The sequence below is a fragment of the Agromyces sp. PvR057 genome (assembly GCF_040547485.1).
Classification (GTDB): domain Bacteria; phylum Actinomycetota; class Actinomycetes; order Actinomycetales; family Microbacteriaceae; genus Agromyces.
Map to the genome: position 1 here is coordinate 74,154 of NZ_JBEPPT010000001.1, position 12,123 is coordinate 86,276.

The following is a 12,123-nucleotide window of genomic DNA, read 5'->3' on the forward strand; positions in this document are numbered from 1 at the left end:
CGCGGTGGCTGCCGGTCAGGTGGCCGATGGGCCCGCCGGGAGCGACCGGCTCTCGATGATGGAGGAGTAGGAGTGCGCGCTGAGCTTCGGCGTGCGCTCCTGCGTGTCGTAGTCCACGCGCACGAGCCCGAAGCGCTTGTCGTAGCCCCATGCCCACTCGTAGTTGTCCATGAGCGACCAGTAGAAGTAGCCGTGCACGGGCACGCCCTCGTCGATCGCGTCGAGGATCGCGCCGAGGTGGCCGCGCAGGAACTCGGCGCGCTCCGCGTCGTGCACCGAGCCGTCGGGCTCCACGACGTCGTCGTAGGCGGCACCGTTCTCGGTGACGTAGAGGCGCACGCCCGCGGCATCCGCGTATTCCTCGTGGACGCGCTTGAGCAGCCGGCGAAGGCCGTCGGGCTCGACCTCCCAGTCCATCGCCGTGAGCGGAAGGCCCTGGGGGTGCCAGTGCACGTTCTCGGCGGCCGGGAACGGCGACCGCGTCGCACGATCGGTGGGCGCGGAGCCCGCGAGCACCTCGGCCGGCGCATGGCCGCTGACGTACTCGCCGTGGTAGTAGTTCACGCCGAGCGTGTCGATGGGCGTCGAGATGATCTCGAGGTCGCCGGGCTTCACGACCGCGTCGAGGCCGAGTGGGCCGAGGTCCTCGACCAGGTCGGCCGTGTACTCGCCGCGGAAGATCGGGTCGAGGAAGAAGCGGTTGAACTGGCCGTCGATGCGTCGTGCGGCGTCGACGTCGGCCGGGTCGGTCGGGTCGACCGCGTGCACCGGCGCCAGGTTCAGCGTGATGCCGAGCTCGAGCTCGGGGTCGCGCTCGCGCAGCGCCTGCACGGCGAGGCCGTGGGCGAGCATCAGGTGGTGGCCCGCGGCGATCCCGTCGGGCACGCTCTGGCGCCCAGGGGCGTGCGCGCCGCCGGTGTAGCTGAGGAACGACGAGCACCACGGCTCGTTGAGCGTGGTCCAGACGCCGACCCGGTCGCCGAGCGCGTCGTGCACCGAGAGCGCATAGTCGCGGAAGAGCTCGGCGGTGTCGCGGTTCGCCCAGCCGCCCTTCTCCTCGAGGGCCTGCGGCAGGTCCCAGTGGTAGAGCGTGAGCCACGGCTTGATGCCCGCGCCCAGGAGTTCGTCGACGAGGCGCGAATAGAAGTCGAGCCCCTCGGGGTTGACCGCGCCGCCGTCGGGCCGGATGCGGGCCCACGAGGTCGAGAACCGGTAGGTCTGCAGGCCGATGCGCTGCATGAGCGCGACGTCGTCGGCGTAGCGGTGGTAGTGGTCGCAGGCGACGTCGCCGTTGTCGGCGTTGATGACGGCGCCCGGCACGCGGCTGAACGCGTCCCAGATGGAGTCCTTGCGTCCGCCCTCGTGGGCCGCGCCCTCGATCTGGTAGGCCGCGGTGGCCGCGCCGAACAGGAAGTCGGCGGGGAAGGGGCGGTTCTCGGTGGCAGCGTCGTTCACAGCGCTGAGGTCCTCTCGGAGTTCGATGGTCATCCCTTCACGGCTCCCGCCATGATGCCGCTGACGAGCTGCTTGCCCGCGAAGACGAAGAGGATGAGCAGGGGGATGGTCGACAGCAGCACGCCGGCGAGCACGATGGAGTAGTCGACGAAGTGGTTCGACTGCAGCAGCGAGAGCGCCACGGGCAGCGTCGGGTCGCTGCGGTCGAGCACGATGAACGGCCAGAAGAAGTTGTTCCACGCGGTGACGAACGTGAAGAGGCCGAGCATGGCCGCCGCGGGGCGCGCCGCCGGGAGGCCGACCGTGAGGAACGTGCGGAACGAGTTGGCGCCGTCGACGCGGGCGGCTTCGAGCAGCTCGTCCGGCACCGACTGCTGGATGTACTGGGTCATCCAGAACACGCCGAACGCCGTGACGAGCGCGGGGATGATGATCGCGCCGATGTTGCCGGTCCAGCCGAGGTCGGCGAACAGGATGTAGAGCGGCACGACGCCGAGCTGCATCGGCACGGCCATGGTGGCGACGACGAAGACGAGCAGCCACTTGCCGCCCTTGAACTTCAGCTTCGCGAACGCCCAGCCGGCGAGGGTCGAGAAGAACACGACCGACAGGGCGATGAGCGCCGAGCTGTAGATCGAGTTCCAGAGCGCCCGCCAGAAGTTCACGGCCGGGTCGTTGACGACCGTCAGGGCGTTCTCGATGAAGTTGCCGCCCGGCAGCCACGACATGTTCGGGTCGCGGATGGTGCCGGCGTCGCCCGATCCGATGAGGAACGACCAGTAGTACGGGAAGATCGCCGAGCCGAGCACGATGGCGAGGGCCGTGTAGACGAACCATCCGGGGCGCGAGCCGCGCACGGGACGCGAGCGCAGGCGGCGCTTGGGGTCCTTCGCATCCACCGTCACCGCCGCGACGGTGTTCAGGCTGGTGGTCGCCTGGGTTGCGGGCTCCGTGGCGGTCATCGTGCCACCTCCGTGGTCTTGTCGTTGGTGTCGGCGCGGTGCTCGAGCTGCTTGCGGGCCGCTGCGGCGGCCGCGCGGCGACTGCGGCGGCTGACGCCGTCGCGAGTGCCCTCGTCTCGGACGAGGCGGTTGGTCACGAGCATGTTGATGACGCCGATGGCGAGGATGATGATGAACAGGATCCAGGCGAGCGCCGCGGCGCGGCCGAAGTTCCACTGCCCCCATCCGATGTCGTACAGGTAGAGCGAGATGGTGAGCCACTGCGAGTTCGCGCCGCCGGTGCCGTACTGGTCGTACATGCGCGGCTCGTCGAAGATCTGCAGGCCGCCGATGGTCGAGGTGATGATGACGAAGATCAGCGTGGGGCGCAGGCTCGGCAGCGTGATCGCCGTGAACTGGCGGAAGCGGTTGGCGCCGTCGATGGACGCCGCCTCGTAGTAGTCCCGCGGGATCGCCTGCATGGCGGCGAGCAGGATCAGCGTGTTGTACCCGGTCCAGCGGAAGTTCACCATCGTCGAGATGGCGATGTGGCTGGCGAAGGCGTCGCTGTGCCACATGACCGGCGGGAGGCCGAGGTCGGCGAGCGTGGTGTTCACGAGTCCGTACTTGTCGCCGAACATGTTGCTGAAGATGAGGGCCACGGCGACGGGGGCCATGACGTAGGGCAGCAGCACGCCCATGCGCCAGAAGGTCTTGGCGCGGATGTTCTGGTCGAGCATCGTCGCGATGAAGACGGCGAGGATCAGCTGGGGCACGCTCGAGAGCAGGAAGATGCTGAACGTGTTGCGCAGCGCGATCCAGAACTTCGGCTGCGTGAGCACGTAGACGTACTGGTCGAAGCCGATGAAGGTGCCGCTGTTGCGCACCAGGTCCCAGTCCATGAAGGAGATCACCGCGGTGTACGCGATGGGGAAGAGCCCGGTGATCGCGAACAGGATGAAGAACGGGGAGATGTAGAGGTAGGGGGAGAGCTTGAGGTCCCACTTGCTGAGCTTGTGCCCGAAGGCGATGCGGCGAGGGGTGCGCTCGGTGCGGTCGGGCCGTGCCTGCTCGGGGCTCGGGGCGGACGGCGGAGCCGTTTTTGTCGAGGTCACGGTCGTTCCTTCGAATTCAGGTGGGGGCGAGGATCGTGGCGGGCCGGGAATGCCCGACCCGCCACGTGAGAGGTCGGCTCAGATCAGCCGATCGCCTCGACCTCGGAGACCCACTGGTCCCACGAAGCCTTCTTGTCCTGCGTGCCGTCTTCGACGCGCGTGAGGGCCTTCTGCATGGCGTCGTTCACCTGGAAGTAGAACTGTCCCTTGAAGGGGGCGACGGTGACGGCGTTGGCGCGGTCCGTGAGGATCTGGCCGACCGGAGCGTTGTTGAAGTACTCGTTGGTCGAGCCGAGGAGCGTGTCGGACGTCAGCGCGTCGTTCTGGCTCGGGAAGGTGCCGGCGTTCTCGAAGGCCTTGACCTGCTGCTCGGGGGCGGTGAGCCAGTCGGCGAGCTTCTGGGCCTCTTCGACGTTGGCGCCGTTGGCGGGGACGGTCAGGTACGAGCCGCCCCAGTTGCCGCCGCCGTTCGGGAACGTGTTGGCGATGTCCCACGTGGTGACGTCCTCGGCGTTGCCCGAGATGACGCCGAGCATCCAGCCGGGGCAGAGCATCGTGGCGAAGGCGCCGTTGGAGAGGCCGGCCATCCAGTCGTCGGACCACTGGCCGAGGTGAGCGGACTGCGTCGCGCTGGCGTCGAGCACCTGGTTGTAGATGTCCTCGACCTCGGCGTTCTCGGTGGCCGTGATGTCGCCCGACTCGGGGTCCTCGTAGGCTGCATCGACCTGGTTGATCATGCCCTGGTAGGTGCCGCCTGCGGAGTCGAAGAACGCGTTGCCGGTCGCGGCGGTGTACTGCGCGCCGACCTCGAAGTACTTCGCCCAGTCGCCGTCGAGCAGCTTGGCGACCTCTTCGCGGTCGGTCGGGAGGCCGGCCGCGGCGAACAGGTCGGAGCGGTAGCAGACGCCCTCGGGGCCGATGTCGGTGCCGTAGCCGATGAGGTTGCCGTCGGCATCGGTCGCCGCCTCGGTCTTCCAGTCGAGCCAGCGGTCGTTCAGGTCCTCGGGAACGGGTGCGAGGAGGTCGGAGTACTGCATGACCTCGGGCAGCCAGTCGACCTCGATGGCCTCGACGTCGGCGAGGCCCTTCTTGCCGAGCTTCTGGAAGTAGTTGGCGCGTGCGTCGTTCGACGTCGCGGCGACGTTCTGCACGACCTTCACGTTCGGGTTGGCGTCCATGTACTCCTGGAGGAGCTCGTCGGTGTACCCGAAGTCGTTGAACGTGGCGACCGTCAGTTCGACCTTGCCGTCGCTCGAGCCCGAGTCGGACGAGGGGGCGCAGCCCGCTGCGATGATGGCGATGGATGCGGCGCCGGTGACGGCTGCGATCGCCCTGGTGCGTCGTGAAAGCTTCACGGTCACTCCTTTGTGTGCGTGTGATGGGTAACGGAATGGTCACGTGAGGACGCGCCGACCCACTGGGTGAGAGCGCTCTCACGATGCAGCCATGACTTTACGAGAGCGCTCTCACGAATGTCAATGAGAGCGCTCTCACCCACGGGCTTCGTTACCGAAGCGTGACCTTCGTGTCACCCCGACGAGGGGTGGGCCGAGCCCCGGCGTAGACTCGGGTGGTGTCTGCAGACGAGCCCGACCAGCCCTCCGAGGCCGTGCAGCGGCGGCGCCTGACGGTCGCCGGCGTCCTCAGCCTCGTGCTCGTGGCAGTCGCCGCGGTCGTCATCGGCGCCGTGGCCGGATCAGCGCAGGGCGCGACATCCGGGTCCCATGCGAGCGCGGGCGAGGGCGCGGTCGGCGGCGATCCGAGCACCGGTGCGACGCCCCGCCCGGCACCGTCCCAGCCCTCCGCACCGGCCGCCGTCGACACCTTCGACACGACGGCCAGGTCGATCGACGACCCTGCGAGCATCTGGGTCGTCGTCAACAAGCTGCGCCCGCTGAACCCGCAGGACTACGAGCCCGACGACCTCGTCGAGGTGCCGGTGGCCCACACCTGGGCGCCGCTCATGCGCCAGGAGGCGTCCGACGCGGCCGTCGCGATGTTCCAGGCCGCCGCCGACGAGGCCGACCTGTACCTCGCGTCGAACAGCGCGTTCCGCAGCTACTCGACGCAGGTCGACCTGTACGGCGACGGCAGCGACCCGACGACGGCCCCACCGGGTGCGAGCGAGCACCAGACCGGTCTCGCGATGGACATCGGCGCCGAGAACGGCTGCACGTTCGAATGCCTCGAAGACAGCCCGGAGGGCGAGTGGCTGCGCGCCAACGCGTACCGGTTCGGCTTCCTGCTGCGGTATCCGGCCGACAAGGTCGACGTCACCGGGTACCCGCACGAGGCCTGGCACTACCGCTACATCGGCGTCGAGCTCGCGACCGAGATGCACGACACCGGCTTCACGACCCTCGAGGAGTTCTTCGGGCTCCCGGCGGTGCCGCTGAGCACGTGATGTCCGTGGCGCGTGCCATGATCGGGCGATGAGCGAGCGGATGCCGCGGCCGGCCGGCACGGGTTCGCGTCGCTCGCGTCGCGGGCTCGCCCTGTCGGTGCTCATCGTCAACCAGCTGCTCGCGGGCATCGGCGTCGCGACGGGCATGGCGCTCGCGGCCATCCTCGTCGCCGACCTCACGGGCGTCGTCGCGATGGGCGGCCTCGCGCAGTCCGCGAGCGTGCTCGGCGCGGCGATCGTCGCGATCCCGCTCGCGCGCCTCGCCGTGCGTTCCGGGCGGCACGTCGCGCTGGCCGCGGGCTACGGGCTCGCCGCCGTCGGGGCCCTGCTCGTGGTCGCGGCGGCCACGAGCGGCTGGGTCGTGCTGGTGTTCGTCGGGCTCGCGGCGTTCGGGGCGGCCGCCGCGGCCGGGCTGCAGGCCAGGTTCGCGGCGACCGAGGTCGCGGCGCCGGGCTTCGAGGCGCGCTCGATGTCGCTCGTGCTCTGGGCCACGACGATCGGGTCGGTCGCCGGCCCGCTGCTCTCCGAGACCGGCGACCGCGTGGGTGCCGCGTTCGGGCTGCCGCATCTCGTCGGATCGTTCGTCTTCTCGGCGGTCGCGTTCGCGACCTCCACCCTGCTCGTCGCCACGCTCCTGCGCATGCCGCGCGCCGGCGTGCTCGAGACCGACGCGATCCCGGATGCCGCGGGGGGCCCGGTCGATCCCGTTCCCGGCCTCGTCGGGGTCGCCCCCGACCCCGGCGCGGGGAGCGCCGCCGGGGCCGAGGTCGCGGCTCCCGCTGCCGACCCCGCTGCCGGTGCCGGTGCTGCCGACGCCCCCGGGCAGAAGCCCGTCGGCTCGTTCGCCGCCCTGCGAGCGGCGTCGCGCTCGCCGCGTTCGCTCTTCGCGATCCTCGCGGTCGTGTGCTCGCACACCGTGATGGTGGGGGTCATGGTCATGACGCCCATCCACATGACCCAGCACGGCATGTCGCTGAACCTCGTCGGACTCGTGCTCAGCATCCACATCCTCGGCATGTACGGGGCGAGTCCGCTCATGGGATGGCTCGTCGACCGTGTCGGCTCCGTGCGGGTGATCCTGCTCGGCGTGGCGATCCTCGTCGTGGCGGCGGTCATCGGCATCCTCGCCCCGGGCGGCGACGTGATCTTCGTGCCGCTCGCCCTCGGACTGCTCGGGCTCGGGTGGTCCGCCGGCATGATCGGCGGATCCACCCTGCTCACCACGTCGGTCGACGCGAGGTTGCGCGTTCCGCTGCAAGGGGCGACGGATGCCGCGATGAACGTCGCGGCCGCGGCATCCGCAGCACTCTCCGGGTTGGTGCTCGGCGCGTTCGGATTCGCGGGTGTGAACATGGTCGCGTTGCTCGTGCTGGTGCCGCTCGCGGTGGTCGGGCTGCGGATGGCGATGCTCCGCCGCGCGGTCTCCGCGTGAACGCGCTCTCATAGGTCTCCCAGCGTTCGAGAGGGATCCTCACAAATTCGCGTGTTGGGCTGGGTGTCCCCCCGCACGACGACCCGAAACGCCACGGTTTGCTGAATCCCTCCGATCTCCCCGTCCTTCGCCGCGCCACCTTCCGGGCACCCGCCCTCGAATCCGAGCCCGAGCACGCACCCTCGAAGCGACGCCGCACGGCGCGCTCGAAGGGCGCTGCCGACGGCGTCGAGGCCGCGACGACGGTCGAGCTGACGGCGGAACCCGCCTCGATCGACGCGACCCGCGCGACCGAGACGACCCCCGTGATCCAGCAGGCCGTGGCGACCGCGACCGTCTCGATCGCCGCCGCCGAGACGGTGCCGGCGATCGAGGCGACCGCCCCCGCCGAGACGGCGACCGACGACGCGACCGAGCCGGCCGATCCGACCGAGACGGACACCGACGAGCTCGCCGCCGACGGCCCGGTCGAGGTCACGGACACGCGACGCGGAACGACGACGCCGCGACACCGCGCCGAGCGCGTGCGCAACCGCCGCGCCGTGGCGGGCAAGCCGGGCAAGTCGGCAGGCAAGGGTGCTGGGGCGTCCGTCCGACGCACGGCCGCACTCGGATCGGCCATGGCGTTCATCGGGCTCAGCGCGTTCGGCGCGCTCATCCCGGCCGACGCGGAGGCCTCCGACTCGGTCGCCGAGAGCGCGACCGCCGACCTGAGCGCCGACAGCATCGAGACCATCGCCGAGGCGACGAGGGCGGCGACCAAGGACTCGCTCACCCCGGCCGTCGCGGCCGAGCCGCTGCCCGCGATCACGAGCGGGCTCTCCACGGCGGCGGCCCCGTTCACCGGCGGAACGCAGGTGACCGTACAGGGCCGCTCGCTCGACGAGGTGGCCTCCGTCACGGTCGGCTCCACGCCCGCGACCATCGTCGCCGTCGACGACGCGCAGATCACGTTCCAGGTGCCGGCCGTCGCGCAGGCCTCGACCGGCGCGGCCGTCGACGTGACCATGACCGATGCGGCCGGCCAGCCGGTCGAAGTCGTCACGACCGAGGCGCCCGCCTCGTCGGTCGCGGGCCTCATCTCGTCGGTCGCGACCGCCGAGGTGAAGGGTGCCGCGACCGTCGGCGAGAAGACGGCGGCGCCCCTCACGCTCACCTACACGAGCGACGCCGGCATCGACGCGCAGCTGGCCTACGTCGCCACCTACTGGAGCAGCTACAACTCGGCCCAGTACCCCGTGTTCGGCGGCGTCGACTGCGCGAACTTCGCGAGCCAGTCCCTCGTGGCCCGCGGCTGGGCGATGGACGGCGGCTGGTTCTACGACGGGTCGACCGGCACGATGTCCTCGAGCTGGTCGAGCTCCACCGCGTTGCGCGACTACCTCCTGAGCCAGCCCGCCAGGGCGACGGCGCTCGACGACTCGCAGCGCGCCCAGGTCAAGGTCGGCGACATCGCCCAGTTCGACTGGGACTCCTCCGGCGACCGCGACCACACGGCCGTCGTCACGCGCGTCGAGCAGACCGACGCCGGCACCAGGGTGTGGGTCGGCGGGCACACGAAGGACATCGACTACTGGGATGTCGACGAGGCGCTGGCCTCGGGCGGCGGATCGGTCACGTACTTCTCGATCCACTGATCCCGGATGCCGCGCGGCGCACTCGCGCCGTCGCCGGTCGAGTAGGCCCGCCAGGGCCGTATCGAGACCCGTTGGCGGGCGGGGTCTCGATACGCTCCTGCGTCGCCACTCGACCGGCGATACGGCCCCGCAGGTTCAGCCGCCGAGGGCGGCGTCCACGACGCGCTTGGCCTCCTCCTGCACCTGCGCGAGGTGCTCGGCGCCCTTGAACGACTCGGCGTAGATCTTGTAGACGTCTTCCGTGCCGCTGGGGCGCGCCGCGAACCACGCGTCGGCCGTCTCGACCTTGACGCCGCCGATGGCCGCGTCGTTGCCCGGCGCGTGCGAGAGCTTCGCGGTGATGGGCTGCCCGGCGAGTTCGGTGGCCGAGATCGCATCGCCCGTGAGCTTGCCGAGGGCCGCCTTCTGCGCGGGGGTCGCCGCGGCATCCTTGCGCTCGTAGGCCGGATCGCCGAACCGCTCGACGAGGTCGGCGTAGAGCTCGGAGGGGGAGCGGCCCGTGACCGCGCGGATCTCGGAGGCGAGCAGGCACAGCAGGATGCCGTCCTTGTCGGTCGTCCAGACCGTGCCGTCGAACCGCAGGAACGACGCGCCGGCGCTCTCCTCGCCGCCGAACCCGACCGAGCCGTCGACGAGCCCGGGCACGAACCACTTGAAGCCGACCGGCACCTCCCAGAGCCGGCGCCCGAGGGCCGCGGCGACGCGGTCGATCATCGAGCTCGACACGAGGGTCTTGCCGATCGCGGCATCCGCACGCCACTCGGGCCGGTGCGCGAACAGGTACTCGATCGCGACCGCGAGGTAGTGGTTGGGGTTCATCAGGCCGCCGTCGGGCGTCACGATGCCGTGTCGGTCGGCGTCGGCGTCGTTGCCGGTGAGGATGTCGAAGCTGCTGCCGTGCTCGAGCACCGACGCCATCGCGCTCGGCGACGACGGGTCCATGCGGATCTTGCCGTCCCAGTCGAGCGTCATGAACGACCACGCGGGGTCGACGCGCTCGTTGACCACCGTGAGGTCGAGGCCGTACGCGTCGCGGATCGCGGCCCAGTAGTTGACGGATGCCCCGCCCAGCGGGTCGGCGCCGATCCTGATGCCGCTGCGCTTGATGGCCTCGACGTCGATGATGTTCGCGAGGTCGGCGACGTACGCGGTGCGGAAGTCGTAGGTCTCGACCGCGCTCGGCTCGGCCTGCTTGACCTCGCGGAGGCCGTCGGCGATGAGCTCGTTGGCCCGGTTCGCGATCCAGCCCGTCGCGTCGGAGTCGGCCGGGCCGCCGTGCGGCGGGTTGTACTTGAATCCGCCGTCCTGGGGTGGGTTGTGCGACGGCGTGATGACGATGCCGTCGGCCTCGCCCTCGGCGCGCTTGGCCGGGTCGTTGTTCCACGAGAGGATCGCGTGCGAGAGCGCGGGCGTCGGCACGTAGTCGTCGAACTGGTCGACGAGCACGCGCACCCGGTTGCCGACGAGCACGTCGAGCGCCGTGGTCTGCGCGGGCGCGCTCAGCGCGTGCGTGTCGGAGCCGATGAACAGCGGCCCGGTGATGCCCTGCGCCGTGCGGTACTCCACGATCGCCTGCGTGATCGCGAGGATGTGGTGCTCGTTGAAGCTCGTCGTGAACGAGGAGCCCCGGTGGCCCGAGGTGCCGAACGCGACCCGCTGCTCGGGCACGGAGGCATCCGGTTTCTGTTCGTAGTACGCCCTGATGAGCGCTTCGACGTCGATGAGGTCGGACTCGGTGGCCGGGGTTCCCGCGCGTTCGTGCATGCGCCCAGTCTGGCGCGACTCCGCGCCGGCCGCACCTTGGGGAGGTGCGAAACGCGCGAGCGCTCAGACGACGGCGTGCAGCGCCGTCGCGACGGAGAAGATCGCGAGCCCGGCGAGGGCGCCGACGACCGTGCCGTTGATGCGGATGAACTGCAGGTCGCGTCCGACCTGCAGCTCGAGCTTGCGGGTCGTCTCCGCGGCGTCCCAGCGCTCGACGGTCTCGGTGATGACGCCCGCGATCTCGTGCCGGTAGGTGCGCACGACGTAGGCCGCGGCATCCGTCACCCAGGTGTCGACCTTCGCGGCCAGCGTCTCGTCGGTGACGAGCCGGGTGCCGACCTCGACGATCGCGGAGCGCAGGCTCGCACGCAGCTCGCTCTCGGGGTCGGCGAGCGAGTCGTCGAGGGCGGCCTTCACGGCGGTCCAGGCCTCGCCCGCGAATTCGCGCACGCGCGGGCTCTCGAGCAGGTCGTTCTTGATGCCCTCGACGCGGGCGATCGTGGCGGGGTCGTGCTGCAGGGCCTCGGCGAGATCGGCGAGGTAGCGATCGATCGCCTCGCGCAGCGGATGCCGCGGGTCGTCGCGCACCGCGTGCACGAAGGCGAGCACCTCGCGGGCCGCACGATCGTCGACGAGCCGGTCGACGAAGCCGGGCATCCATCGCGGCAGGCGGTCGGAGACCATGCTGCCGAACGCCTCGGGATGCGCGACGAGCCACTCCTCGGCCTTGTCGAGCAGGCCGTCGACGGCGGCACGCTGCTGGTCGGCGGCCACGAGGCGTGCGCCGACGCGGCCGACCGACGGCGCCCACTCCGGCTCGAAGAGGTGCGTGCGTGCGAGGCGCTCGATGACGTCCTCGACGTCGTCGTCGCCCAGGAGCTCGAGAACCCCGCGGGCGGCGACGGATGCCTCCGCGGTCAGCCGCTCGGCGTTGGCGGGCTGCGCGAGCCACCCGCCGAGGCGGCGCGAGATGCCGATCGAGCGGAGCTTGCCGAGCACGACCTCGTCGGAGAGGAACTCGTCCTCGACGAAGGCGCCGAGCGTCGCGCCGATCTCGTTCTTGCGCGTCGGGATGATCGCGGTATGGGGGATCGGCAGGCCGAGCGGATGCCGGAACAGCGCCGTGACCGCGAACCAGTCCGCGATCGCGCCGACCATCGCGCCCTCGGCCGCCGCCCGCACGTACGCGAGCCACGGGATCTCGTCCTGCAGGGCGAAGGCCACGGCGAACACGATCGCGGCGAGGACGAGCAGCCCGGTCGCGAGGCGCTTCATGCTCCGAAGGGCCCGCAGGCGCTCGGCATCGGTCGGCACGGCTCGACGGCGGGCCGGCGTCTCGAGGGTCGAGGTCATGGCGTCCTCCTCACGGTTGGCG

Annotated in this window: 9 protein-coding genes; 3 read left to right on the plus strand and 6 right to left on the minus strand. The window is 70.6% G+C overall.

Annotated features, from left to right (window positions below; genetic code table 11):
• Nucleotides 1-15: 15 nt before the first annotated feature.
• From ABIC29_RS00340 to ABIC29_RS00355, 4 genes are all read right to left on the minus strand, one after another.
• Nucleotides 16-1,488 carry a GH1 family beta-glucosidase gene (locus ABIC29_RS00340; RefSeq protein ID WP_116080381.1) on the minus strand — a complete coding sequence of 491 codons (1,473 nt, stop codon included), beginning with the start codon at nt 1,486-1,488 and terminating at the stop codon, nt 16-18.
• Nucleotides 1,485-2,417 (minus strand): carbohydrate ABC transporter permease, encoded by a 933-nt coding sequence (locus ABIC29_RS00345; RefSeq protein ID WP_116080382.1) that lies wholly within the window; start codon nt 2,415-2,417, stop codon nt 1,485-1,487. The genes ABIC29_RS00340 and ABIC29_RS00345 overlap by 4 nt, the downstream gene beginning before the upstream one ends.
• Nucleotides 2,414-3,511: a carbohydrate ABC transporter permease gene (locus tag ABIC29_RS00350; protein WP_116080383.1), complete on the minus strand. Its 1,098-nt coding sequence runs from the start codon at nt 3,509-3,511 to the stop codon at nt 2,414-2,416. The genes ABIC29_RS00345 and ABIC29_RS00350 overlap by 4 nt, the downstream gene beginning before the upstream one ends.
• Nucleotides 3,512-3,594: 83 nt before the next feature.
• The gene (locus ABIC29_RS00355) at nt 3,595-4,866 is read right to left on the minus strand and encodes an ABC transporter substrate-binding protein (protein ID WP_199471211.1); all 1,272 of its coding nucleotides are present in this window, start codon (nt 4,864-4,866) and stop codon (nt 3,595-3,597) included.
• A 218-nt stretch (nt 4,867-5,084) separates the two neighbouring features.
• Between ABIC29_RS00355 and ABIC29_RS00360 the strand changes: the two genes are divergently transcribed.
• From ABIC29_RS00360 to ABIC29_RS00370, 3 genes are all read left to right on the plus strand, one after another.
• Nucleotides 5,085-5,915, plus strand: coding sequence for a M15 family metallopeptidase (locus ABIC29_RS00360; protein ID WP_354241695.1), 831 nt, complete (start codon nt 5,085-5,087; stop codon nt 5,913-5,915).
• 28 nt (nt 5,916-5,943) lie between these two features.
• Complete coding sequence (locus tag ABIC29_RS00365; RefSeq protein WP_354241698.1) at nt 5,944-7,347, plus strand: MFS transporter; 1,404 nt, start codon at nt 5,944-5,946, stop codon at nt 7,345-7,347.
• A 98-nt stretch (nt 7,348-7,445) separates the two neighbouring features.
• Nucleotides 7,446-8,984: an amidase domain-containing protein gene (locus ABIC29_RS00370; protein ID WP_354241701.1), complete on the plus strand. Its 1,539-nt coding sequence runs from the start codon at nt 7,446-7,448 to the stop codon at nt 8,982-8,984.
• A 135-nt stretch (nt 8,985-9,119) separates the two neighbouring features.
• Here the strand turns inward: ABIC29_RS00370 and pgm are convergent, their stop codons facing one another.
• Both pgm and ABIC29_RS00380 read right to left on the minus strand, forming a co-directional pair.
• A complete protein-coding gene (pgm, locus tag ABIC29_RS00375) occupies nt 9,120-10,748 on the minus strand; it encodes a phosphoglucomutase (alpha-D-glucose-1,6-bisphosphate-dependent) (RefSeq protein WP_354241704.1) in 1,629 nt (542 codons plus the stop codon).
• Between the two features lie 63 nt (nt 10,749-10,811).
• Complete coding sequence (locus ABIC29_RS00380) at nt 10,812-12,101, minus strand: DUF445 domain-containing protein (protein WP_116080387.1); 1,290 nt, start codon at nt 12,099-12,101, stop codon at nt 10,812-10,814.
• Nucleotides 12,102-12,123 lie beyond the last annotated feature (22 nt).